The organism is Sinomonas atrocyanea (assembly GCF_030811715.1).
GTDB lineage: Bacteria > Actinomycetota > Actinomycetes > Actinomycetales > Micrococcaceae > Sinomonas > Sinomonas atrocyanea_A.
In genome coordinates this window covers 86,003-110,575 of record NZ_JAUSRH010000008.1, presented here as the reverse complement: position 1 = coordinate 110,575, position 24,573 = coordinate 86,003, and the positions used below count along the sequence as shown (strand labels likewise).

Below are 24,573 nucleotides of genomic sequence, written 5' to 3'. Positions count from 1 at the left end.
CGTGATCGCACTGCTGATCGGCGGCGGCCTCGCCCTGCTCTTCGGGCTCGTGGGGACCCCGCTCTTCATCCGTCTGCTCGTGCGGCGGGGGTACGGCCAGTTCATCCGGGACGACGGCCCCACCACCCACCACACCAAGCGCGGCACCCCGACCATGGGCGGCGCGGTGTTCGTGCTCGCCTCGGTCGTGGCGTACTACCTCACCCACCTGATCACGTGGCTCATGAACCCGGCGGCCACGAGCCCCACGGTCTCGGCTGCGCTGCTGCTGTTCCTCATGGTCGGCATGGGCCTCGTCGGGTTCCTCGACGACTTCATCAAGATCACCAAGCAGCGCAGCCTCGGCCTCAGCGCCCGCGCCAAGCTCATCGGGCAGGGCCTCGTGGGCATCGCGTTCTCCCTGCTGGTCCTGCAGTTCCCGGACCACCGGGGCCTGACCCCGGGCTCGACGCACATCTCGTTCCTGCGGGACATCCCGTGGCTGGACCTGGCCTTCGGCGGCACCGTCCTGGGGGCGATCCTGTTCGTGATCTGGTCCAACCTGATCGTCACGGCCGCCAGCAACGGAGTGAACCTGACCGACGGCCTCGACGGGCTCGCCGCGGGTGCCTCGATCATGGTGTTCGGCGCCTACACGATCATCGGGATCTGGCAGAGCAACCAGGCCTGCGGCTCGGCCCGCGTGATCGGGTCTGTGTGCTACGAGACCCGGGACCCGCTCGACCTCGCGCTGCTGGCCGCCATCATGAGCGCGGCCCTCGTCGGATTCCTCTGGTGGAACACGTCGCCGGCCAAGATCTTCATGGGGGACACGGGATCGCTCGCGATCGGCGCGGCCGTCGCCGGCTTCGCGATCCTCTCCCGCACCGAGCTCCTGCTCATCATCATCGGCGGACTGTTCATGCTCATCACGCTCTCGGTCATCCTGCAGGTGGGCTACTTCAAGGCCACCAAGGGCAAGCGGCTGTTCAAGATGGCGCCGCTGCAGCACCACTTCGAGCTCAAGGGCTGGGCCGAGGTGACCGTGGTGGTGCGGTTCTGGATCCTCGCCGGGCTCTGCGTCGCAGGAGGCCTGGCCGTCTTCTACGCAGAGTGGGTGGCTGGACTGTGAAATCGTTCTCGGAATCGACCCCTGCCGCACAGCGGCTCGCATCCCTCACCTCGTGGGACGCCGACTGGTCGGGGCTGCGCGTCGTCGTGGCCGGCATCGGCGTCTCGGGCTTCGCCGCCGCGGACACCCTCATCGAGCTCGGGGCGCGCGTCGTCGTCGTCGACGCCTCCGTCACGGAGCGGGCGGAGGCCCAGGCGGACACGCTGCGGATCGTCGGTGCCGAGGACGTCCTCCTCGGGCCGGACGCGGTGGCACGCCTTCCGAAGGTCGACGGCGAGTGGCCCGAGCTCGTCGTGACGTCGCCGGGGTGGCGGCCTGACCAAGCGATGCTCGCCGAGGCCGAGCGCAGGGACATCCCCGTCTGGGGCGACGTCGAGCTCGCCTGGCGCGTGCGGACCCGGCGCGGCAAGAAGACGGCCGACTGGCTCGCGATCACCGGGACGAACGGCAAGACGACCACGGTCGGCATGACGGAGTCGATGCTGCGCGCGGCCGGGCTGACAGCCGTCGCCGTCGGCAACGTCGGCACGCCGATCCTGGACGCCCTCCGGGAGCCGGTCGAGTACGACGTCTTCGCCGTCGAGCTCTCGAGCTTCCAGCTGCACTGGGCGAGCTCCCTCTCTCCCGTGGCCTCGGTGGTCCTGAACGTAGCCGAGGACCACGTCGACTGGCACGGCTCCTACGAGGCCTACCTCGCCGACAAGGCGAAGGTCTACGAGAACACGCAGAAGGCCTGCATCTACAACGCGGAGCAGATCGAGACCGAGCGCATGGTCGAGGAGGCCGACGTCGTCGAGGGCTGCCGCGCGATCGGCTTCACGACGCGCACGCCCTCCGTGAGCATGCTCGGCGTCGTCGAGGGCCTCCTCGTCGACCGGGCCTTCATCGAGGACCGCCGCGACCACGCCGCCGAACTGGGCTCGCTCATGGACCTCGGGCCCGTCGCCCCCAGGCACATGGTGGCCAACGCGCTCGCCGCCGCGGCGCTCGTGCGCGCGTACGGCGTCGAGCCCGCCGCCGTGAAGGCGGGCCTGCAGGCCTACCTGCCCGGCGACCACCGGATCCAGCCCGTCGCGGACATCGGCGGCGTGGCCTGGATCAACGACTCCAAGGCCACCAATCCGCACGCGGCGGCGGCCTCGCTGTCCGCGTTCGAGCACGTCGTCTGGATCGCCGGCGGCCTGGCCAAGGGCGTGGCGTACGACCAGCTCGTCGCCGAGCAGGCGCCGCGGCTCCGCGCGGTCGTGCTGATTGGGCAGGACAGCTCAGAGCTCGCTGGGGCGCTCGCGCGACACGCACAGAATGTCCCCGTGTACCGCGTCGAACCGGGCCAGACTGGTGGGGACCAGTCCGCCGGAGCCGCCCCGACGGGGAGCGATGTGATGGCCTCGGCCGTCCGGCTCGCCGCCGAGCATTCGGAGCCGGGGGACACCGTCCTCATGGCGCCCGCCGCGGCATCCATGGACCAGTTCGACTCGTACGCCCATCGCGGGACGGCCTTCGTCGAGGCGGTGCACTTGCTCGCCCGGGAAGCGGCCGGATCCGGCAGGGACCGGGGAGAGACGACCGAGGAGTAGCAGATGGCGAGCCCAGCCCAGGAGCAGCGGACCCCCGCACGGTTCCTGCGAGCACCGCTCGCCCTCTGGCGGCGGATCGCGCGGCCGGACTCGGCCAGCAGCGGCACCAGCTACTTCCTCATCCTCGGCGCCACCCTCGCGCTGACGGCGATCGGCATCATGATGGTGCTCTCGGCCTCGAGCGTCGAGAGCATCGCCGCGGGGGAGAGCCCCTACACCGCGGCCCTGAAGCAGGCCCTGTTCGGCCTCGTGGGCCTCGTCGGGATGTTCGTCCTCTCGCGCATCAACGTGCGGTGGCTCAAACGGCTCGCCTGGCCGGGGATCGGCGCGACCATCGTGCTGCTCATGCTCGTCCAGCTCATCGGCCGGCGCGTCCTCGGAAACCGCAACTGGATCGACATCGCCGGCTTCAGCCTCCAGCCCTCGGAGTTCGCCAAGCTCCTGCTCGCCCTCTGGATGGCCACGATCCTGAACAAGAAGGCGGACCTGCTCGACCACTGGGGCCACGCCCTCGTCCCCGTCGCTCCCGTGGGCCTCGGCGTGGCCGGCCTCGTCATCTGGGGCCACGACCTCGGCACCACGCTGATCATCCTGCTCGTGGTGGTCGCCGCCCTGTTCTACGCCGGGGTGCCCACCAAGCTCTTCGTGGCGTCCGGCGTCCTGCTGGCGGTCGGCGCGATCGGCCTCGCCGTCACGAGCCCCAACCGCATGTGCCGCATCTACAACTGGGTCGGGCAGGAGCCCGACTTCTGCAAGGCGGACGGCGGCGACTTCGGCTACCAAGTGCAGAACGGCCTGCAGGGGCTCGCCTCGGGCGGCTGGCTCGGCGTCGGACTCGGACAGAGCCGGCAGAAGTACAGCTGGATCCCCGAGGCGCACAACGACTTCATCTTCGCGGTGCTCGGAGAGGAGCTCGGGCTCTTCGGCACGCTCCTCGTCCTCGCCCTCTTCGCCGTCCTGGCCGTCGCGGTCTTCCGCGTCGTCTCCCGGCAGAAGGAGCTGTTCCCACGGATCCTCGGCGGGACCATCATGGCCTGGATCCTCGGCCAGGCCGCCATCAACATGGCGATGGTCACGGGGATCGCCCCGGTGATCGGCGTGCCGCTGCCGTTCATCTCCTCCGGGGGGTCGGCCCTCGTGAGCTGTCTCTGCGCGATCGGCGTAGTGTTGTCCCTGGCCCGCGAGGACATGCGCCCCGTGCGGGTCCGGCGACCCCGCCGCACGGCCGCGCAAGGCGGCGGCCGCGCACCGGCGGCCTCCGCGGGCCGCCGCCCCGGCGTGAAGCCCGCCAAGGTCCCTGCCACGGCCGGCAGGGCCGCGGCGAAGCCGGCCGCCTCGCGCCCGGCAGCAGTGCCCACGCCGTCGCGCAGTACGGCGCAGCACCACACCCAGCGGAAGGCCAGCACCTAGTCATGCCCCATGAGGATCCCTCCGGGACCCCCGTTCCCGCACCGGGACCGTCCGTCGTGCTCGCGGGCGGCGGAACGGCCGGACACATCAGCCCGCTCCTGGCGATCGCGAGGGCGGTCCTCGAGGCCGCTCCCGGGGCGAAGGTCCTCGCCGTCGGGACGGCGGCCGGAATGGAGAGCCGCATCGTCCCGGAGGCGGGATTCGAGCTCGCCGTGATCGACCGGGTGCCGTTCCCGCGCCGGCCGAGCGCCGACCTCCTCCGCCTCCCCGGCCGGTTCGCCCGGGCCCTGCGCCAGTCCGAGGCCATCCTGCGCGGAGCCGGCGCCGACGTCCTCGTCGGCGTCGGCGGCTACGTGTGCACGCCCATGTACCTCGCGGCGCGCCGCCTCGGCGTGCCGATCGTCGTCCACGAGGCCAACACCCGCGCCGGGCTGGCCAACCGCGTCGGAGCCCTGCTCACCCACCGGGTCGGCAAGGCCTTCCCCGACACCCGCCTGCGCCACGCACGCACCGTGGGCATGCCGATGCGCAGGGAGGTCTCGGGGCTGGACCGCGCGGCCGCCCGGGCCGCCGCACGCGCCGATCTCGGCCTCGACCCCGCGAAGACCACGCTCGTGGTCACGGGCGGCTCGCTCGGCGCGGCGAGCCTCAACCGCACGGTCGCGGCCTCGCTCGAGGCACTGGACCGCGCCGGGGTGCAGACGCTCCACATCACCGGGCGCGGGAAGACGCTCACGGATGCCTCCGGTGCCCCGCTCAGCGCCCCGGGCTACCGCCAGATCGAGTTCATCGACGCCATGGAGGCCGCCTACGCCGCCGCGGACCTGATCCTGTGCCGGTCAGGCGCCGGCACCGTCTGCGAGGTCGCAGCCGTCGGGCTCCCGGCAGTCTTCGTCCCCCTGCCCATCGGCAACGGCGAACAGGCACTCAACGCCCGTGGCCTCGTCCAGGCCGGCGCCGCGCTCCTGGTCAAGGACGCCGACTTCACGCCCGAGTGGCTCGCGGACCAGGTCCTGCCCCTCCTCGCCGATCCCGCACGGCTCGCCGAGATGTCCCGCCGGGCAGCGCGGCTCGGCGTCCGGGACGCGGACAGGACGATGGCCGCCATGGTGGTCGAGGCCGCCGCCGCAGCACTGCAGGAAGGAACGCACGCATGAGCGCCGCGGAGCAGCACACACCGGAGCTCGGCTCTCTGGGCAAGGTCCACTTCGTGGGCATCGGCGGCGTCGGCATGTCCGCCGTCGCCCGCGTGATGGTCGGACGCGGGGTCGCGGTGAGCGGCTCGGATGCGAAGGACCTGCCCGTCATGCGCGACCTCGCCGCGCTCGGAGCGCGGATCGCCGTCGGCTACGATGCGGCCAACCTGCAGGACGCGGACACGGTGGTGCGTGGTTCGGCGATCCGGCCGGACAACCCCGAGCTCGCCGAGGCCGCGGCGCGGGGGCTGCGCGTCCTGCACCGCTCCGAGGCGCTCGCCGCGGCGATGGGCTCGGACCAGGTCATCGCCATCGCGGGCACCCACGGCAAGACCACCACCACGTCGATGGCCACCTGGATGCTCCGGGGCGCCGGGCTCGACCCCAGCTTCGCGATCGGCGCCAACGTCCCCGCGCTCGGCGTGAACGGCGCGGCGGGCCGGGATGCGGTCTTCGTCGCCGAGGCCGACGAGTCGGACGAGTCCTTCCTCAACTACCGGCCAGCGACCGAGATCATCACCAATGTCGAGGCCGACCACCTCGACCACTACGGCACGGCCGAGGCCGTGCATGCGGCCTTCGACGCCTTCGCCGCACTCGTGCCCGCGCACGGGCTCGTGCTGGCCTGCGCCGACGATCCCGGCGCACGCTCCGTCGCCGAGCGCCTGCGGTCCCGCGAGGGCGCGCCACGGGTGCTCCTCTACGGCACGGGGGAGGACGCCGACGTGCGGCTGTCCTTCGATCCGGCGGGCTCCGAGGTCCGCTGGGACGGACGGGTCCACCCGCTGCCCCTGCGCGTCCCCGGCCTGCACAACGCTCTCAACGCGACCGGGGCGTTCGCTGCCGCCGTCGACGCCGGCGCCGACCCCGCCCGCGCCTCTGCATCGCTGGCCGACTTCGCCGGCGCCGCCCGGCGTTTCGAACTCAAGGGGGAGGCCGGGGGAGTGCGGGTCTTCGACGACTACGCCCACCACCCCACCGAGGTGCGCGCGGCCCTCGCCGCGGCCCGGGCCGTCGCCGGCGGCCACCGGGTCCACGTGCTCTTCCAGCCGCACCTCTTCTCCCGCACCCGGGAGTTCGGGGCGCAGTTCGCCGAGGCGCTGTCCGCCGCGGATACGGTGCGGGTCATGGACATCTACCCTGCACGGGAGGACCCGATCCCCGGGGTGACGAGCGAGCTCGTCACCGCGCACCTCCCAGCGGGCGCGTACGGCCCGGACACCGCGGCAGCGGTCGACGAGCTCGCCGCGGCCGCCGCCCCCGGGGACATCGTGCTCACCGTGGGCGCGGGGGACGTCACGGCCCAGGGCGAGGCGCTCCTCGCGGCCCTCGCCGCGCGCGCCCGTCCCTCCGTGCCCGAGGCGAACCATGGCTCCTAGCGGACGGGTCCCGCGGATTCCGCGCGTGCCGGGACGGGATGACGCTGCGGCGGGGCGTCCGGGCCGGGACCGCGGGACGCCCCCGCGCGAGCGGGCGGCTCCGCCCGCCTCGTCCGGGACCGCGCACGACGCCGGCCACCCGCCGTCGTCGGCCAGGGTCACCGTTCGCAGCGGGCCCAAGGTCACCCTGCTCGGCTCGGCCAAGCCCGGCCCGGACGCCGGCGACCAGGTCCTCGGCGATGCGGGCGCGGACGTGACGCCGGAGGAGACCGGCGCGCCGGCGGAGGAGGCACCGACCGCCCGGAAACGGTCCCGGCCCAAGCTCTCCAACCTGGCCCCGCTCGCCGAGCTGCGCCGCACCAAGCGCGCGGAGGGGCCGCCGGACGAGTCCGCCGATGTCCTCGCCTTCCCCGAGCCGCCGCGCCGGCGCCGCAGGCGGCGCCTCCTGCTCGGCGCCGCCATCGCGGCAGCGCTCGTCGCGGGGCTGTTCGCCGTGCTGCTGTTCACCCCGCTCGTCGCCGTCCGATCGATCACCGTCCAGGGGACGCACCTGCTGACGGCGCGGCAGGTCGAGGACGCCCTCGGGCCGGTCCGCGGCAGGCCCCTCGCAACCGTGGGCACGGACGAGGTGGGCCGGCTGCTCGGCCAGTTCGTCCAGGTGAAGTCGGTCCGGGCCCGTGCCGTGCCCCCGGAGACCCTCGTGGTCGACGTCGTCGAACGGGCGCCCGTGGCGCTCGTCAAGCAGGGCCAGAAGCTCCTCGTCGTCGACGGCGACGGAGTGGTCCTCGGCGAGGCGCGCGACACCTCGCAGTACGCCGTGCCCGTCATCGACGGCTCGGCAATGCCCATGGGCCAGGCCGTCTTCAAGGCGGTGACGGCCGTGCTCGCCGCGCTGCCCGCCGACGTGCTGGCGCAGTTGGCCACAGCTTCGGCGCAGTCTCCGGACTCGGTCCAGCTCAAGCTCGCGGATGGCCGGAGCGTGGTGTGGGGCAACGCCGACGACCGGGAGCTCAAGGCGAAGGTGCTCGCCGCCCTCATGAAGGCCGGCCAGGCGCCGCAGAAGGGCCAGGCCCCGGTCCAGGTCTTCGACGTGAGCACCCCGCGCCATCCGGTGACACGATGACGGAACCGATGGCCGGGGGCCTGACGCACGTGTGGCACAGTGGAGTGGGTGAGATGGACCTGCGGTCCGCGAGGACGTGGCGCGACACGCCAAGGCGGTCGTTGCACGCCCTCAGGCCGCCCCCTACCGTCTTCCTAAGAGCTACTTGACATAACTATAACCTTCAACTTGAGGGTTAAGGTTTTGGACTCCGGGCTTCTTGCAGAACCAGCAGGCTTTCGAACAAGGGACACTCAACGTGGCAGCACCGCAGAACTACTTGGCCGTCATCAAGGTCGTCGGCATTGGCGGCGGTGGCGTGAACGCAGTCAACCGCATGATCGAAGTCGGTCTGCGAGGCGTGGAATTCATCGCCATCAACACGGACGCGCAGGCGCTGCTCATGAGTGACGCGGACGTCAAGCTGGACGTCGGCCGCGAGCTCACCCGCGGGCTCGGCGCCGGCGCCAACCCGGAGGTCGGCCGTCAGGCTGCCGAGGACCACGCCGACGAGATCGAGGAGGTCCTCCGCGGGGCCGACATGGTCTTCGTCACGGCGGGCGAGGGCGGCGGCACCGGCACCGGCGGCGCCCCCGTCGTGGCCCGGATCGCGCGCAGCCTGGGCGCGCTCACCATCGGCGTCGTCACCCGGCCGTTCACCTTCGAGGGCCGCCGCCGTGCCACGAGCGCGGAGAACGGCATCGAGGCCCTGCGCGACGAGGTCGACACCCTCATCGTCATCCCGAACGACCGCCTGCTCTCCATCAGCGACCGCAACGTCTCCGTCCTCGACGCGTTCCGCTCCGCGGACCAGGTCCTGCTCTCCGGCGTCCAGGGCATCACCGACCTCATCACGACCCCCGGCCTCATCAACCTCGACTTCGCCGACGTGAAGTCCGTCATGCAGGGCGCTGGTTCCGCCCTCATGGGCATCGGCTCCGCCCGCGGCGAGGACCGCGCCGTCAAGGCCGCCGAGCTCGCCATCGCCTCGCCCCTGCTCGAGGCGTCCATCGACGGCGCCCACGGCGTCCTGCTCTCGATCCAGGGCGGCAGCGACCTGGGCCTGTTCGAGATCAACGAGGCCGCCCGCCTCGTCCAGGAGGTCGCCCACCCCGAGGCGAACATCATCTTCGGCGCGGTGATCGACGACGCGCTCGGCGACGAGGCGCGCGTCACCGTCATCGCCGCCGGGTTCGACGACGTCCGCGCGACCTCTCCGTCGCTCGAGGACACCAAGGCGGCGGCGGCCGCACAGGCCCCTGCCGCTCCGTCGGCCCCGGCGGCGCCCGCCGGCCACGGCGCCGCGTCGCAGCCCCCGGTCCCGCCCCGTCCGAGCCAGCCCGCCCCCGCGCACGCCGGCCTGAGCCAGTGGAGCCAGAGCCGCCCGGGCATGTCGGCGGACGGCGGATTCGACGTCGAGCTCCCCGCCGTCGTCGAGCCGGACCTCTCGGGCAACCGCAACGACGACCTCGACGTGCCCGACTTCCTCAAGTGACCGGCGGCGCTGCTGCGGCCGCGCCGGCCGAAGGCCCCTTCTGGTGGCGCCGGGACGTCCGTCCCGGCGTCACCGTCGCGTTCACCGGCGCCGCGGCGGGGAACCTCGCGTTCCACGTCGGCGGCGACGACGACGGCGTTCGCCGCCATCGCGCGGCGCTCGCCGCCGCCGCAGGGGTCCCCTCCTTCCACTACATGAGCCAGGTCCACGGGCGGGAGACCGCGTGGGCGGGCGACGGTCCCGCGCCCACCGCGGACGCCCTCCTCTCGCACGGCGAGCCCCTCGCCGTGATGGTGGCCGACTGCGTCCCGGTGGTCCTCGTGGGCGAGTTCGACGACGGGCGTCCCGCCCTCGCCGCGGTCCATGCGGGCCGCCCGGGCCTCGTGGCCGAAGTGGTGCCCGCGGCGGTCACCCGGCTGCGGGAAGCCGGCGCGCACCGGCTCGAGGCCTGGCTCGGTCCCAGCATCTGCGGCCAGTGCTACGAGGTCCCCGCGCAGATGCGCGACGAGGTCGCAGCCGCGGTGCCCGGGACTGCGGCGACCACCGGCTGGGGGACGCCCGCCCTCGACCTGCCCGCCGGGGTGCGGGACCAGCTCGCCCGGGCTGGCGTGACCGCCCACCGCGACGCGGAGGCGTGCACGTACGAGCACGAGGAGTTCTTCTCCCACCGGCGCGCCCCCGGCGCCGGGCGGATTGCCGGCCTGGTCTGGTCCCATGCCTGAGGCCGGGGGACGGCGCGAGGAGCTCGCCACCCGGCTTGCCGGCGTCCGGGAGCGCATCCGCGCGGCCTGCGAGGCGGCCGGACGGGCGGACGAGCCGCAGCTCATCGTGGTGACCAAGTTCCACCCCGCCTCCGATGTGCGGCTCCTCGCGGCGCTCGGCGTGACTGACGTGGGGGAGAACAGGGACCAGGAGGCCTCCGCGAAGGCCGCCGAACTCGCCGACCTCGGCCTGCGCTGGCACTTCATCGGCCAGCTGCAGACCAACAAGGCCAAGAGCGTGGCCCACTACGCCGACGCGGTGCACTCCGTGGACCGCCCCCAGCTCGTCGCCGCACTCTCCAAGGCAGTTGCAGCCGCGGGGCGCGAGGACCAGCTGGCCTGCCTCATCCAGGTCAACCTTGACCCGGCGGCCTCGGGGCGCGGGGGAGCGCTTCCCGCCGACGTCCTGGAGCTCGCCGCGCGCATCGACGGCGCACCGGGGCTCCGCCTCGCCGGTGTCATGGCAGTGGCTCCGCTCGGGGCCGACCCCGCAGAGGCCTTCGCCGGACTCGCAGACATCGCGGCACGGGTGAGGGAGCGGTTCCCGGCAGCGACGATGGTCTCCGCGGGCATGAGCCAGGACCTCGAGGCGGCCGTCGCCGCGGGTGCGACACACCTGAGGATTGGCACCGATGTGCTCGGCCCCCGGCCAGCGGTGGGGTAGCTTCGTCACTGTCGGGTCCTTCTGGGCCGAGTGGCCCGGCTTTCGCGTTTGCACCCAGAGCGGCCCGAGGACAGGAGTCGAGCATGGCTGGCGCTCTGCGCAAGACGATGATCTACCTCGGCCTGGCGGACGGCGAAGAGCAGTTCGAGACCGAGGCCCATGACGCACGGACGGAAGAGGAACAGCCAGTGCACACTGAGCGCGAGGACCGCCGCACGGCGTTGGCCACCCGCGAGGCGACTCCGGCCGAGGTGGAGGAGTATCGTGCTCCCGTGACTCCCATCAAGCGTGCCGCCGCCGTGCGTGAAGACGGCGGACTCCGCCAGATCACCACCGTCCACCCGCGCTCGTACAACGACGCCAAGGTCATCGGCGAGAGCTTCCGCGAGGGCATCCCGGTCATCATGAACGTGACGGACATGGGCGAGGCCGACGCCAAGCGCCTCGTCGACTTCTCCGCCGGCCTCGTGTTCGGGCTCCACGGCAGCATCGAGCGCGTCACCAACAAGGTGTTCCTGCTCTCGCCCTCGACCATCGAGGTCCTCGGCGAGGACAAGAAGGTCGCCGACAACCAGGCCTCATTCTTCAACCAGAGCTGATCCACGCATCGCCATGGGCTTCCTGTTCGCCATCCTGTACCTCGTGCTCGAGCTCTTCTTCATCGCGCTCGTCGCCCGGCTCGTGTTCGACTGGGTGCAGTCGTTCGCGCGGTCCTGGCGGCCGCGGGGCGCGGCGCTCGTCGCTGCGAGCGCGGTGTACACGGTGACGGACCCGCCCATGAAGCTCTCGCGGCGGTGGTTCAGGCCGCTCCGCCTCGGGGCGATGAGCCTCGACCTGGCGTTCATCGTCCTCGTCATCGTTGTCGTCATCGCGATGTCGATCGTGGCAGGCCTGGCCTAGCGGCGCCCCTTCAGTCCCCAGCTCGTGCCCGCCCGCTGCCGCGGCGGCGGCGTGCCGAACATCCTCCAGCAAATTCAAGATACGGTAGTCGTGGTGGCGGATGCTGCCTGACCGATTAGACCAATGAGGTGAGCAGATGGCTCTGACGCCAGAAGACGTTGTCAACAAGCGGTTCCAGCCGACCAAGTTCCGCGAAGGCTACGATCAGGACGAAGTCGACGACTTCCTTGATGAGATCGTCATCGAGCTGCGCCGCCTCAACCAGGAGAACGACGAGCTCCGCAAGAAGGTGGCCGAGCTCTCCGGCAAGCAGGGTGCAGCGCCCCAGGCCGCCGAGAAGCCGGCACCTGCCGAGGTGCGCGAGGAGCCCAAGCCCGAGCCTGCCAAGGAGGTCGCCCCGGCTCCCGCCGCGCCGGCGCCTCAGGCCCAGGCCCCGTCCGGAGACGGCCGCGCCGCAGTCGCCGAGTCCGCTGCCGGCCTGCTCGCCATGGCGCAGCAGATGCACGACAAGCACGTGCAGGACGGCCTGGATCAGCGCGACAAGATCATCGCCGAGGCCCAGATCGAGGCGAGCAGCCTCGTCAACGACGCCCAGGAGAAGTCCCGCAAGACCCTCGGAGCCCTCGAGCAGCAGCGCTCTGTGCTCGAGCGCAAGGTCGAGCAGCTCCGTGGCTTCGAGCGCGACTACCGCTCCCGTCTCAAGGCCTACATCGAGGGCCAGCTGCGCGACCTCGAGTCGCGCGGATCGGTCGCCACGGCCGAGATCTCCGACAGCGCCGAGGTCTGATCCACCGCGTGAGCCATCGAGGCCGGCGGCCGCCTACGGCGGGCGCCGGCTTCGCGCTGCCATCGGAAAGAAGCATGGACACTACTGAAGACGTTCCCGCCGTCCCGCTCCGGCGGCGACGGCGCGCCGTCGTGCTCCTGGCCGTCATCGCGGCCGTCGCCTACACGGGGGACCAGCTCACCAAGCTGTGGGTGACCAGCACGATGGTCGAGGGCCAGCGCATCCCAGTCCTCCCGCCGCTCCTGCAGTGGTACTACATCCGCAACTCGGGGGCAGCCTTCTCGATCGGCGAGGGCGTCACGTGGGTGTTCACGATCATCATGACCGTGGTGGCCGTCGGGATCATCGTCTACACCCGCAGGGTCCGCTCGCTGTGGTGGGGCGCGGCCCTGGGCCTCGTCCTCGGAGGGGCCCTGGGCAACCTCACGGACCGCCTGTTCCGCGAGCCCTCCTTCGGCATGGGCCACGTGGTCGACTTCATCTCCCTGCCCCACTTCGCCATCTTCAACGTGGCGGACTCCGCCGTCGTCTGCGGCGTCGCGCTGGTCTGCCTGCTCACGCTCATGGGGCGCTCGCCCGACGGCACACGCCAGCGTCACAACAGCGGCCCCCAAGCGGGCGCAGAGGGCACGTCGGCCGGCGACGGCGCGGAGCCGGACCGTGGCTGAGCTGCACGTGGTCCCCGAGGAACTCGCGGGCGGCCGCGCCGACGCCGTGCTCGCCGCCCTCCTCGGCGTCTCCCGGTCCGTGGCGGCCGCGCTCCTGGCCGAAGGACACGTTTCCTCGGGTGGGAAGGCCGTGGCGAAGTCGGCGAAGCTGGGCGCGGGAGAGGAACTCCTCGTCGAACGGCCCAAGACCCGGGACCCTCTGGAAGTGGTGGTGGAGAAGGTGGACGGACTCGAGATCCTCATCGACGACGAGGACTTCGTGGTCGTGGACAAGCCGGTGGGCGTCGCGGCGCATCCCTCGCCCGGGTGGGTGGGCCCGACCGTCGTGGGAGGCCTCGCCGGCGCCGGCTTCAGGATCTCCACCTCCGGCGCGCCCGAGCGGGCCGGCATCGTGCACCGGCTCGACGTCGGCACCTCCGGGGCCATGGTGGTGGCCAAGACGGAGCTCGCGTACACCGCGCTCAAGCAGGCGTTCAAGGACCGGACCGTGGAAAAGGTCTACCACGCCGTGGTCCAGGGGATCCCCGACCCCCTGGAGGGCACGATCGACGCGCCCATCGGGCGCCATCCGGGCTACGACTGGCGCTTCGCGGTCATCGAGGACGGCCGCCCCTCCGTGACCCACTACGAGGTGATCGAGGCCTTCGGCCGGGCCAGCCTCGTCGAGGTCCACCTCGAGACCGGCCGCACCCACCAGATCCGCGTGCACTTCGCCGCGCTGCACCACCCGTGCGCCGGCGACCTGACGTACGGCGCCGACCCCCGGCTCGCCGCGGACCTCGGCCTGACCCGCCAGTGGCTGCACGCATACCGGCTCGCCTTCGCGCACCCGAGGACCGGCGAGCGCGTCGAGGCCGTGAGCCCGTACCCCGCGGACCTGCAGTACGCGATCGACGTCCTGCGCGAGGGCCGTATCTGAGCTGACGCGCGGCGCGCGCGGCTCGGGCGCGCCGGCGGGGGAGACCGCCGTCGTGCCTCCGCCGCGGCACCGGCGCCGACGCCTAGACTGGGTCGGTGACTTCCAGCGGTTCGTTCGTCCATCTCCACAACCACACCGAGTACTCGATGCTCGACGGCGCGGCGCGGCTCGGGGACCTGTTCAGCCACGCCGAGGAACTCGGCATGAACGCGCTGGCCACGACGGACCATGGGTTCGTGTTCGGCGCGTTCGACTTCTGGAAGAAGGCCACGGACGCCGGGATCAAGCCGGTCATCGGGGTCGAGGCGTACCTCACCCCGGGCACGGCCCGCCGGGACAAGACCCGCGTGCGCTGGGGCGAGGGCGGCCGGGACGACGTCTCCGGCGCCGGCGCGTACACCCACATGACGATGTGGGCCGAGGACACCCAGGGGATGCACAACCTCTTCCGCATGTCCTCGCTCGCCTCCCTCGAGGGCTACCTCTACAAGCCCCGCATGGACCGCGAGCTCCTGCAGACCTACGGCAAGGGCATCATCGCCACCACCGGGTGCCCCTCCGGCGAGGTCCAGACCAAGCTGCGCCTGGGCCTGTACCAGGAGGCCCGCGAGGCCGCGTCGGAGTTCCGCGACATCTTCGGCGCGGACAACTTCTTCTGCGAGGTCATGGACCACGGCCTCGACATCGAGCGCAACGTCCAGGCGGAGCTGTACCGGCTCGCCAAGGACCTCGGGCTGCCGCTCGTGGCCACGAACGACCTGCACTACACCCACGCAGAGGACGCCTCCAGCCACGCCGCGCTGCTCTGCGTCCAGTCGGGCTCGACGCTCGCGGACCCCAAGCGCTTCAAGTTCGACGCGGACGAGTTCTACCTCAAGTCCCCCGACGAGATGCGCGCGATCTTCGGCGACCACCCCGAGGCCTGCGACAACACGCTGCTCATCGCCGAGCGGTGCAACGTCGAGTTCAACACCAAGGCCAGCTACATGCCCCGCTTCCCCTGCCCCGAGGGGGAGAACGAGGAGTCGTGGTTCGTCAAGGAGGTCGAGCGCGGCCTCCACTACCGCTTCCCGGGCGGCATCCCGGACGCGGTGCGGAAGCAGGCCGAGTACGAGATCGGGATCATCACCCAGATGGGCTTCCCGGGCTACTTCCTCGTCGTCGCGGACTTCATCAACTGGGCCAAGGACAACGGGATCCGCGTCGGGCCCGGCCGCGGCTCCGGCGCGGGCTCGATGGCGGCCTACGCGATGCGCATCACCGACCTGAACCCGCTCGACCACGGCCTCATCTTCGAGCGCTTCCTCAACCCGGACCGCGTCTCGATGCCCGACTTCGACGTCGACTTCGACGACCGCCGCCGCTCGGAGGTCATCAAGTACGTGACCGAGAAGTACGGCGACGACCGCGTCGCGATGATCGTCACCTACGGCACGATCAAGGCCAAGCAGGCCCTCAAGGACTCCTCCCGCGTCCTCGGGTACCCGTTCTCGGTGGGGGAGCGGCTCACCAAGGCCATGCCGCCGGATGTGATGGGCAAGGGCATGCCGCTCGCGGACATCCACAACCCCGAGGCCAAGCGCTACGGCGAGGCCGAGGAGATGCGCGAGCTGCTGCGCACCGACCCGGATGCGCAGCGCGTCTTCGAGACGGCCACGGGCCTCGAGGGCCTCAAGCGCCAGTGGGGCGTCCACGCCGCCGGCGTCATCATGTCCTCGCACCCGCTGATCGACATCGTGCCGATCATGCGCCGCGAGCAGGACGGCCAGGTCATCACGCAGTTCGACTACCCGACCTGCGAGGGCCTGGGCCTGATCAAGATGGACTTCCTCGGCCTGAGGAACCTCACGATCATCACGGACGCCCTGGACAACATCAAGGCCAACCAAGGCGTCGACCTCGACCTCGAGCGCCTCGAGCTCGACGACGCCGCCTCCTACGAGCTCCTGGCCCGCGGCGACACGCTCGGGGTGTTCCAGCTCGACGGCGGTCCGATGCGCTCGCTCCTGAAGCTCATGCGCCCGGACAACTTCGAGGACATCTCCGCCGTCCTCGCGCTCTACCGCCCCGGCCCGATGGGCGCCAACGCGCACACCAACTACGCGCTGCGCAAGAACGGGCTGCAGGAGATCACGCCGATCCACCCCGAGCTCGAGGAGCCACTGCGGGAGATCCTGGACACGACCTTCGGCCTGATCGTCTATCAGGAGCAGGTCATGGCCATCGCGCAGAAGGTCGCCGGCTACTCGCTCGGCCAGGCCGATATCCTCCGCCGCGCCATGGGCAAGAAGAAGAAGTCCGAGCTGGACAAGCAGTTCGCGGGCTTCTCCGGGGGCATGCGGGAGCGCGGCTACTCCGACGCCGCGGTCAAGGCCCTCTGGGACATCCTGCTGCCGTTCTCGGACTACGCGTTCAACAAGGCCCACTCGGCCGCGTACGGCGTGGTGTCGTACTGGACGGCCTACCTCAAGGCGCACTACCCCGCGGAGTACATGGCGGCGCTGCTGACGAGCGTCGGCGACGACAAGGACAAGTGCGCCATGTACCTCAACGAGTGCCGCCACATGGGCATCACGGTGCTGCCGCCCGATGTGAACGAGTCCGCCCTGAACTTCACCCCGGTGGGCAAGGACATCCGCTTCGGCATGGGCGCGATCCGCAATGTCGGCGCGAACGTGGTCCACTCCATGGTCGCCGCGCGGGAGGAGAAGGGTGCCTTCACGGGCTTCTCCGACTTCCTGACCAAGGTCCCCGCGGTGGTGTGCAACAAGCGCACCATCGAATCCCTCATCAAGGCCGGGGCGTTCGACTCGCTCGGCCACCCCCGCCGCTCCCTCGCCATGATCCACGAGGAGGCGGTGGACGCCGTCATCACCCTCAAGCGCAACGAGGCGAACAACCAGTTCGACCTCTTCAGCGCCTTCGGCGACGCCGAGGGCGGCGGAGCGGCCGGCCTCGCCGTCGAGATCCCCGACCTCCCGGAATGGGAGAAGAAGGACAAGCTCGCGTTCGAGCGGGACATGCTCGGCCTCTACGTGTCCGACCACCCGCTCCAGGGCCTCGAGGGCGTGCTCGCCCAGCACGCCGAGACGGGGATCAGTGCCCTCATCGCGGACGAGGGCCCGGCCGACGGCTCGATCGTGACGATCGCCGGCATGATCACCTCCCTGTCCCGCCGCATCGCCAAGGCGAGCGGCAACGCCTATGCGCGCGCCGAGATCGAGGACCTGGGTGCGTCGATCGAGGTCATGTTCTTCGGCCAGGTGTACGGCCCGATCTCCTCGATCCTCGCCGAGGACCTCATCGTCGTGGTCAAGGGCAGGCTCCAGCGCCGCGATGACGGCAACGTGGCGCTCAACGCCATGGAGCTCACCGTCCCGGACCTCTCGGATGCCACCGGCGGTCCGGTGGTCATCAGCATGCCCACGCACAAGGCGACCGAACGGGTCGTGACGCAGCTCGGGGACGTCCTCAAGACGCATCCGGGCCACAACGAGGTCCAGCTCAGGCTCCAGGGGACGCGGAGCATCGAGGTGATGCGCCTCGGCGTGCACCTGCGCGTGAACCCGAACCCGGCCCTGTTCGGAGACCTCAAGGTCCTCCTCGGCCCGGCGTGCCTCGATGCCTGAGGCGCCCGGGATGAGTGAGGAGTCGGTCCGGCCCGAGGCGGCGGAGGGCCCGCAGCGCGCCGACCGGCGGGAGCGGGTCTCGCTCGTGCGCTGGTGCGTGTTCCCCCTGCTGGGCGGCCTGGTGCTGGGCACCGTCTGGGTGGTCGCGGCACCCGGCGGGCTCTTCTACGGCGCCGGGACCGACTACGAGACCTGGGACGAGCGGGACCTCCTGTTCGGCGCCCTGGGCCTCGCCGCGGGACTCGTGGTCACGGTCGCGCTTGCGGTGGGCCGCCGCCGGACGGGCCTGCCGAACCGGGGCCTGTCCGCCCTCGCGGGCAGCACGCTGGGCACACTCGCCGCCTGGGGGACCGGTGTGGGCCTCGGACACGTGCTCGGGTCGCGCGGCGTCAGCCCCTCGGTCGCCGAGTCCGCCTTCGGGCTGCAGGCCCTCAGCGCCCTCGCGGTCTGGCCCGCCGTCGTCGCCCTCGCGGTGCTCGCCTTCACCACCCTGTGGTGGGTCCCGCCCCGGGACTGACCCCGCCCGGGGGACAGGGCCCCGGAGGACGGGCCCGCAGGCCACCGGGCCGCCCGGTTGCCGCCGGTAGACTGGGGCGGTGACTTCCGCCGCCTCAACGCCCGCCGCGCCCGCCTTCCGCACCATCGACCTGCGGGGACACGCCCTCGGATCCGCGGAGCTGCGGGCCGCGGTCCCGCGCCTGGCGGCTGGGGACGGCACGGGCGTGGAGCAGGCGGTGCGCGGGATCATCGCCGACGTGCGGGCCCGGGGCTTCGCGGCCCTGACCGAGCTCGCGGCGAAGTTCGACGGCGTCGATCAGCGCCACCCGCGGGTGCCCGCCGAGGCTATCTCCGCCGCGCTCGCCGCGCTCGATCCCCGTGTGCGCGCCGCACTGGAGGAGTCGATCGCCCGCGCCCGGGCGTTCGCGGCCGCCCAGGTCCCCGCCGACGTCACCGTGCACCCGGCCGACGGCGCGTCGGTCACCCAGCGCTGGGTCCCCGTGCGCCGCGTGGGCCTGTACGTCCCCGGCGGCCTCGCCGTCTACCCCTCGAGCGTGGTCATGAACGTGGTGCCCGCCCAGGCCGCAGGCGTCGGCTCGATCGCGCTCGCCTCCCCGCCGCAGAAGGAGAACGGGGGCCTGCCCCACCCCACCATCCTCGCCGCGGCTGCCCTCCTGGGCATCGACGAGGTCTACGCGATCGGCGGCGCACAGGCGATCGTCTCGTTCGCCTACGGGATCCCCGAGGGCGCCGACGGCGCGCACGACGGCGGCGGACCACTTCCCGCGATCGAGCCGGCCGACGTCGTGACGGGGCCCGGCAACATCTTCGTGGCCACAGCCAAGCGGCTCGTCAAGGGCGTCGTGGGCATCGATGCCGAGGCGGGCCCCACCGAGATCGCGATCCTGGCCGACGCCGGCGCGCGCCCTGAGCTCGTGGCGGCAGACCTCATCAGCCAGGCAGAGCACGATCCCCGCGCGGGCAGCGTCCTCGTCACGGACTCGCCCCAGCTCGCGGAGCGCGTGCGCGAGCAGCTCGCCATCCTGGCCGAGCGTACCAAGCACCGCGACCGCGTCGTCGAAGCGCTCTCAGGCGAGCAGTCCGGCGTCGTGCTCGTCGACGGCCTCGAGGCCGGCATCGCCGTGTGTGACGCCTATGCGGCCGAGCACCTCGAGATCATGACCGCGGACGCGCCCGCCGTCGCCGCCCGGATCCGCAACGCCGGCGCGGTGTTCGTCGGCGACTACAGCCCCGTGAGCCTCGGGGACTACTGCGCCGGGTCGAACCACGTCCTGCCGACCTCCGGCACGGCGGCGTTCTCGTCCGGGCTGAACGTCACGACGTTCCTGCGGGCGATCCAGGTCGTCGACTACTCCGAGGCGGCGCTCAAGGGCGTCTCGGCGCACATCCGCAGCCTCTCGGACGCCGAGGACCTCCCCGCCCACGGGGACGCGGTCGATGCGAGGTTCGCCGGCGCCTGACGCCAGCGGGCCGCGCCTCTCCCGCACGGGCGGGCTCTGCACCCGGCCGCTTCATCTCCTGCCCCTACACGTAGTGTCCGTGACACTACATGTTGTGGTCATGCCTTGTGGGGGCGGTCCCCGGCTCAGTAGGATGGACTGCGTGTACTGCCCGTTCTGCCGCAACCCCGATTCCCGCGTCGTCGACAGCCGTCTCCAGGACGACGGCTCGGCCATCCGGCGCCGCCGGCAGTGCCCTGAGTGCGGCCGGCGGTTCACGACGCTCGAGACCACGAGCCTGACCGTGCTCAAGCGCTCCGGCGCCGGCGAGCCGTTCAGCCGGTCCAAGGTCATCAACGGCGTGCGCAAGGCATGCCAGGGGCGCCCGGTGACGGACGACGACCTCGCCCTCCTCGCCCAGGAGGTGGAGGAGACGATCCGGGCCGCGGGCTCGGCCGAGATCCGGGCCCACGAGATCGGCCTCGCGATCCTCGGCCCGCTCAAGCGGCTCGACCAGGTGGCCTACCTGCGCTTCGCGAGCGTCTACCAGGACTTCGAGTCGCTCGCCGACTTCGAGGCCGCCATCAGCGTGCTGCGCGCCGAGCGGGAGGGCACACCCGAGTCGGCCGCGAGCTGAGGCCCGCCGCCCGGCGGCGACCACGGCGAGGGGCCCCGGACGAACTGTCCGGGGCCCCTCGCCGTCGTCCGCAGCAGCGGGTCGGCCTACTTCGCGAGCTTGTGGTGGATCGCGACCTGGAGCGCCGCCCCCACGATGCCGGCCTCATTCTTGAGCTTGGCGGGGATGATCGGCGTCCGCAGCTTCAGCAGCGGCAGGTACTCGTCGGCGCGCTTGGAGATGCCGCCGCCCACGATGAACAGCTCGGGCGAGAAGAGGAACTCGACGTGCTCGAAGTAGCGCTGGAGCCGCACGGAGTAGTCCTCCCAGCTGAGCCCGTCCCGCTCCCGCGCCACCGCGGAGGCCCTCGTCTCCGCATCGTGGCCGTCGATCTCGAGGTGGCCGAGCTCGGCATTGGGGACGAGGCGCCCGTCGAACACGAACGCGGACCCGATCCCGGTGCCGAGGGTGATCACGAGGACCGTCCCATCGACGCCCTTGCCCGCGCCGAAGCGCACCTCGGCGAGCCCCGCGGCGTCCGCGTCGTTGACGACCTCGACGGGCCGGCCGAGCTTGTTCGTGAAGGCCTTGTCCACCTCGAAGTCGATCCACGACTTGTCCACGTTCGCGGCGGAGCGGGCCACACCGTGCTGGATGATGGCGGGGAAGGCGACGCCCACCGGGCTGTCGGCGTCGGGCGCACCCTCTCGGGCGCCGAGCTCGTCGACGATCTGGGCGACGACCGCGGCCACGGCCTCCGGGGTCGAGGGCTGCGGGGTGTCGACACGGATGCGGTCCCCGACGAGCTTGCCCTTGGCGAGGTCGACGATTCCCCCCTTGATGCCCGTGCCGCCGATGTCGATGCCGATCGCGGTTGCCCGGGACTTCTTCTTCTTCTCGCTCTTTGCCATGCGCGGCCTGCCTCTCGCGGGTCGTGTGGGGGAGGGGTGGTTCAGGGAACCGTGAGGACCTCGGCGCCGGAATCGGTGACGACGAGGGTGTGCTCGAACTGGGCGGTGCGCTTCCGGTCGCGGGTGACGACGGTCCAGTCGTCCTCCCACATGTCCCACTCGATGCCGCCGAGCGTCAGCATCGGCTCGATCGTGAACACCATCCCCGGCTCCATGATGGTGCCGTAGGCGGGGGCGGCGTCGTAGTGCGGGATGATGAGCCCGGAGTGGAAGGCCTCGCCCACGCCGTGGCCGGTGAAGTCCCGCACCACCCCGTAGCCGAAGCGCTTCGCATAGGCGCTGATGGCCCTGCCGATCACGTTGATCTCACGGCCCGGGGCGACGGCCTTGATGCCTCGGCGGAGGGACTCCTGCGTCCGCTCCACGAGCAGCCTCGACTCCTGGTCCACGTCCCCGACGAGGAACGTGAAGTTCGTGTCCCCGTGGACGCCGTCCTTGAAGGCGGTGATGTCGATGTTGATGATGTCCCCGTCGGCCAGGAGGGTCGAGTCGGGGATTCCGTGGCAGATGACCTCGTTGACCGACGTGCACAGCGACTTCGGGAAGCCGCGGTAGCCGAGGGTCGAGGGATAGGCGCCGTGGTCGAGGAGGAACTCGTGGCCCACGCGGTCGAGTTCGTCCGTGGTCACGCCGGGGCGGATGTGTGCGCCGACCTCCACGATGGCCTGGGCAGCGATCCTTCCGGCCGCCCGGACCTTCTCGATCTGCTCGGGCGTGAGCACGTTGGAGCCCGTGTACTTCTCGGGTGCCTTCTTCCACGCGTACTCCGGCCGCGGGATCGACGCCGGGACGGGACGGACGGGGCTCAGGGTGCCGCGGACAAGCGTGCCCAGAGGTGCCGTGGAGGGGGTAGAAGGCATAGGGTGAGTGTACTAGTCGAGCGCATCGTGGGGCTTCATCGACGGAGGCCCGGGAAGGGCCTGGAAATGGTCGAGTACTGGTACAACGTCCGCACGCACGAGGTAGAGGAAGACGCCCAGAGCGACTGGACGCAGCTCATCGGGCCCTACAAGACGCGCGCGGAGGCGGAGAAGGCCCTCGAGAAGGTCAAGGAGCGCAACCGCGCGTGGGACCCCTCGGACGCCGACGGCGACGGCTGGAGCGACAGGGACTGAGTCCTCAGAAGGAGTGCTCGGGACCCGGGAAGGAGCCCGAGCGCACGTCCTCGCGGTACGCCCGCGCTGCCTCCAGGAGCGTTCCCCGCAGGTCCGCATACTGCTTGACGAACTTGGCCACGCGCGTGCCCGGGCCCCCGCGCAGGCCCGCCATGTCCTGCCAGACGAGCACCTGGCCGGTCGTGGCGCTGCCGGCGCCGATGCCGATGGTCGGCACCGTGACGGCGGCGTCCACGGCGGCGGCCGCGTCCGCGGGGACCATCTCCATCAGGACGCAGAACGCCCCGGCCGCCTCGAGGGCCCTGGCGTCCTCGATGAGGCGCGCGGCGGCCTCGCCCCGGCCCTGCACCCGGTAGCCGCCGAGGGCGTGCTCGCTCTGGGGGGTGAACCCGATGTGCGCCATGACCGGAATCCCCGCCTGGACCATGGCCCGCACCGTGTCCGCGTAGTACGCGCCGCCCTCGAGCTTCACCGCGTGCGCGAGGCCCTCCTTGAGGAATCGGACGCCCGTCGCCACCGCCTGGGCGGGAGAGGCCTCGTAGCTGCCGAACGGGACGTCGGCAACGACGAGGGCGTGCGGGGCGGACACCGCGACCGCGCGGGCGAGCGGGATCAGCTCGTCCACCGTCACCGGGAGGGACGTCTCGTGGCCGTAGACGTTGTTCGCGGCGGAGTCGCCGACGAGCAGGACCTCGATGCCGGCCTCGTCGAAGATGCGGGCCGTGTACTGGTCGTAGGCGGTGAGCATCGCGAAGCGCTCTCCGCGCTCCTTGGCCTGCGCCAGATGGTGGATGCGCGTCCGTCCGGTCCTGGGCGCAGGGGCCGACCCGCTCCCGTAGGGCGCCGGCAGCTCGTCGTGACTCGGTGCGTCGGAACTCGTGGGGGCCATAGGCATGAGACTAGTCGATGCTTCAGTAGAGTGGAGGAAGCGTTGCAGGGCCCAACCGGTAAGGATGCGAAGATCCCATGAACCGTCAGCAGGAGTTCGTCCTCCGGACCATCGAGGAGCGCGACGTCCGCTTCGTCCGCCTCTGGTTCACCGACGTCGTCGGGTCCCTCAAGTCGGTGGCGCTCGCCCCCGCCGAGGTCGAGGGCGCCTTCGAGGAGGGCCTGGGGTTCGACGGCTCCTCGATCGAGGGGCTCGCGCGGGTCTCCGAGTCGGACATGCTGCTCCAGCCGGACCCGTCGACCTTCCAGATCCTCCCCTGGCGCGGCGAGACGGAGCCCACGTCCCGCATGTTCTGCGACATCCTCACCCCCGACGGTGAACCGTCCCCGGCGGACCCGCGCAACGTGCTCAAGCGGACGCTCGCGCGCGCCGCAGAGATGGGCTTCACGTGCTACACCCACCCGGAGATCGAGTTCTACCTCCTCGAGTCGGACCGGCTCGGGCCCGACGGCGCCCCGGTCCCCGTGGACCAGGGCGGCTACTTCGACCACGTGCCCGGCGGCGTGGCCCAAGACTTCCGCCGCACCGTGGTGAACATGCTCGAGTCGGTGGGCATCTCGGTCGAGTTCTCGCACCACGAGAACGGCCCGGGCCAGAACGAGATCGACCTGCGGTACGCGGACGCGCTCCAGACGGCGGACAACATCATGACGTTCCGCACCGTCGTGAAGGAGGTGGCCCTCCAGCAGAACAGCTACGCGACGTTCATGCCCAAGCCGTTCTCGGCGCACCCGGGGTCGGGCATGCACACCCACTTCTCCCTCTTCGAAGGCGACAGCAACGCGTTCCATGAGCCGGGGGCGGAGTTCCAGCTGTCGAAGACGGCCCGGCACTTCATCGCGGGCATCCTGAGGCACGCGAGCGAGTTCACCGCCGTGACGAACCAGTTCGTCAACTCGTACAAGCGGCTCTGGGGCGGGGGAGAGGCGCCCAGCTACCTCAGCTGGGGGCACAACAACCGCTCGGCCCTCGTGCGGGTGCCGCTCTACAAGCCCGGCAAGGCCCAGAGCGGCCGCATCGAGTACCGCGGCATCGATTCGGCCACGAACCCCTACCTCTCCTACGCAGTGCTGCTCGGTGCCGGCCTCAAGGGGATCGAGGAGGAGTATGAGCTTCCGCCAGCCGCCGAGGACGACATCTCGGCCCTGACGACCGCCGAGCGCCGCGCGCTGGGCCACTCGCCCCTGCCTGCGAGCCTCCATGACGCCGTCAACGCGATGGAGGACTCCGAGCTGATGGCGGAGATCCTCGGCGAGCAGGTCTTCGAGTACTTCCTGCGCAACAAGAGGCAGGACTGGAACGAGTACCGCCTCGAGGTGACGCCCTACGAACTGCACCGCAACCTCGGCATCCTCTAGGCGCACGC

General features: G+C 71.5%; 23 protein-coding genes. 20 read left to right on the top strand and 3 right to left on the bottom strand.

The annotated features are described in order from the left end of the window. The first annotated feature begins 1 nt into the window (after position 1). The 18 genes from mraY (at position 2) to nrdR (ending at position 20,193) form a co-directional block, all read left to right on the top strand. Positions 2-1,111, top strand: a complete 1,110-nt coding sequence (gene mraY, locus J2W21_RS13380; RefSeq protein WP_307115000.1) for a phospho-N-acetylmuramoyl-pentapeptide-transferase — start codon at positions 2-4, stop codon at positions 1,109-1,111. Beyond that, positions 1,108-2,688, top strand: coding sequence for a UDP-N-acetylmuramoyl-L-alanine--D-glutamate ligase (gene murD, locus J2W21_RS13375; protein ID WP_307114999.1), 1,581 nt, complete (start codon positions 1,108-1,110; stop codon positions 2,686-2,688). Before mraY ends, murD begins: the two co-directional genes overlap by 4 nt. Before the next feature lie 3 nt (positions 2,689-2,691). Continuing rightward, entirely contained in the window at positions 2,692-4,098 is a 1,407-nt protein-coding gene (ftsW, locus tag J2W21_RS13370; RefSeq protein WP_307114998.1) for a putative lipid II flippase FtsW, read from the top strand. 2 nt (positions 4,099-4,100) lie between these two features. Beyond that, entirely contained in the window at positions 4,101-5,255 is a 1,155-nt protein-coding gene (gene murG, locus J2W21_RS13365) for an undecaprenyldiphospho-muramoylpentapeptide beta-N-acetylglucosaminyltransferase (protein ID WP_307114997.1), read from the top strand. Further along, the gene (gene murC / locus J2W21_RS13360; RefSeq protein ID WP_307114996.1) at positions 5,252-6,673 is read left to right on the top strand and encodes a UDP-N-acetylmuramate--L-alanine ligase; all 1,422 of its coding nucleotides are present in this window, start codon (positions 5,252-5,254) and stop codon (positions 6,671-6,673) included. Before murG ends, murC begins: the two co-directional genes overlap by 4 nt. A 25-nt stretch (positions 6,674-6,698) precedes the next feature. Next, positions 6,699-7,796 carry a cell division protein FtsQ/DivIB gene (locus tag J2W21_RS13355; RefSeq protein WP_307114995.1) on the top strand — a complete coding sequence of 366 codons (1,098 nt, stop codon included), beginning with the start codon at positions 6,699-6,701 and terminating at the stop codon, positions 7,794-7,796. Between the two features lie 238 nt (positions 7,797-8,034). Continuing rightward, the gene (ftsZ, locus tag J2W21_RS13350) at positions 8,035-9,270 is read left to right on the top strand and encodes a cell division protein FtsZ (protein WP_307114994.1); all 1,236 of its coding nucleotides are present in this window, start codon (positions 8,035-8,037) and stop codon (positions 9,268-9,270) included. Then, entirely contained in the window at positions 9,267-9,992 is a 726-nt protein-coding gene (locus J2W21_RS13345; protein WP_307114993.1) for a polyphenol oxidase family protein, read from the top strand. Before ftsZ ends, J2W21_RS13345 begins: the two co-directional genes overlap by 4 nt. After that, positions 9,985-10,695, top strand: coding sequence for a YggS family pyridoxal phosphate-dependent enzyme (locus tag J2W21_RS13340; protein ID WP_307114992.1), 711 nt, complete (start codon positions 9,985-9,987; stop codon positions 10,693-10,695). The genes J2W21_RS13345 and J2W21_RS13340 overlap by 8 nt, the downstream gene beginning before the upstream one ends. A gap of 83 nt (positions 10,696-10,778) precedes the next feature. After that, positions 10,779-11,294: a cell division protein SepF gene (locus J2W21_RS13335; protein WP_066497432.1), complete on the top strand. Its 516-nt coding sequence runs from the start codon at positions 10,779-10,781 to the stop codon at positions 11,292-11,294. Positions 11,295-11,307: 13 nt separating this feature from the next. Further along, entirely contained in the window at positions 11,308-11,595 is a 288-nt protein-coding gene (locus tag J2W21_RS13330) for a YggT family protein (protein WP_307006340.1), read from the top strand. Positions 11,596-11,731: 136 nt separating this feature from the next. Continuing rightward, entirely contained in the window at positions 11,732-12,382 is a 651-nt protein-coding gene (locus tag J2W21_RS13325; protein WP_307114991.1) for a DivIVA domain-containing protein, read from the top strand. A 74-nt stretch (positions 12,383-12,456) separates the two neighbouring features. After that, positions 12,457-13,050, top strand: a complete 594-nt coding sequence (lspA, locus tag J2W21_RS13320; RefSeq protein ID WP_307114990.1) for a signal peptidase II — start codon at positions 12,457-12,459, stop codon at positions 13,048-13,050. Beyond that, positions 13,043-13,969: an RluA family pseudouridine synthase gene (locus J2W21_RS13315; RefSeq protein WP_307114989.1), complete on the top strand. Its 927-nt coding sequence runs from the start codon at positions 13,043-13,045 to the stop codon at positions 13,967-13,969. Before lspA ends, J2W21_RS13315 begins: the two co-directional genes overlap by 8 nt. A gap of 95 nt (positions 13,970-14,064) precedes the next feature. Beyond that, positions 14,065-17,598 carry a DNA polymerase III subunit alpha gene (dnaE, locus tag J2W21_RS13310; protein ID WP_307114988.1) on the top strand — a complete coding sequence of 1,178 codons (3,534 nt, stop codon included), beginning with the start codon at positions 14,065-14,067 and terminating at the stop codon, positions 17,596-17,598. Between the two features lie 10 nt (positions 17,599-17,608). Then, a complete protein-coding gene (locus tag J2W21_RS13305; RefSeq protein WP_307114987.1) occupies positions 17,609-18,115 on the top strand; it encodes a hypothetical protein in 507 nt (168 codons plus the stop codon). Positions 18,116-18,194: 79 nt separating this feature from the next. Next, a complete protein-coding gene (gene hisD / locus J2W21_RS13300) occupies positions 18,195-19,577 on the top strand; it encodes a histidinol dehydrogenase (RefSeq protein ID WP_307114986.1) in 1,383 nt (460 codons plus the stop codon). A gap of 142 nt (positions 19,578-19,719) precedes the next feature. Beyond that, a complete protein-coding gene (gene nrdR, locus J2W21_RS13295) occupies positions 19,720-20,193 on the top strand; it encodes a transcriptional regulator NrdR (protein WP_307114985.1) in 474 nt (157 codons plus the stop codon). A gap of 86 nt (positions 20,194-20,279) precedes the next feature. Here the strand turns inward: nrdR and ppgK are convergent, their stop codons facing one another. Together ppgK and map are read right to left on the bottom strand one after the other, a co-directional pair. Continuing rightward, positions 20,280-21,083: a polyphosphate--glucose phosphotransferase gene (gene ppgK, locus J2W21_RS13290; RefSeq protein ID WP_307114984.1), complete on the bottom strand. Its 804-nt coding sequence runs from the start codon at positions 21,081-21,083 to the stop codon at positions 20,280-20,282. Positions 21,084-21,124: 41 nt separating this feature from the next. Further along, positions 21,125-22,003: a type I methionyl aminopeptidase gene (map, locus tag J2W21_RS13285; protein ID WP_307114983.1), complete on the bottom strand. Its 879-nt coding sequence runs from the start codon at positions 22,001-22,003 to the stop codon at positions 21,125-21,127. A gap of 66 nt (positions 22,004-22,069) precedes the next feature. On the opposite strand from map, the gene J2W21_RS13280 reads away from it, so the two are divergent. Continuing rightward, the gene (locus tag J2W21_RS13280) at positions 22,070-22,258 is read left to right on the top strand and encodes an SPOR domain-containing protein (RefSeq protein WP_066497450.1); all 189 of its coding nucleotides are present in this window, start codon (positions 22,070-22,072) and stop codon (positions 22,256-22,258) included. Between the two features lie 4 nt (positions 22,259-22,262). Here the strand turns inward: J2W21_RS13280 and panB are convergent, their stop codons facing one another. Beyond that, positions 22,263-23,147: a 3-methyl-2-oxobutanoate hydroxymethyltransferase gene (gene panB / locus J2W21_RS13275; protein WP_307114982.1), complete on the bottom strand. Its 885-nt coding sequence runs from the start codon at positions 23,145-23,147 to the stop codon at positions 22,263-22,265. A gap of 77 nt (positions 23,148-23,224) precedes the next feature. Between panB and glnA the strand changes: the two genes are divergently transcribed. After that, the gene (gene glnA / locus J2W21_RS13270) at positions 23,225-24,565 is read left to right on the top strand and encodes a type I glutamate--ammonia ligase (protein WP_307114981.1); all 1,341 of its coding nucleotides are present in this window, start codon (positions 23,225-23,227) and stop codon (positions 24,563-24,565) included. Positions 24,566-24,573 lie beyond the last annotated feature (8 nt).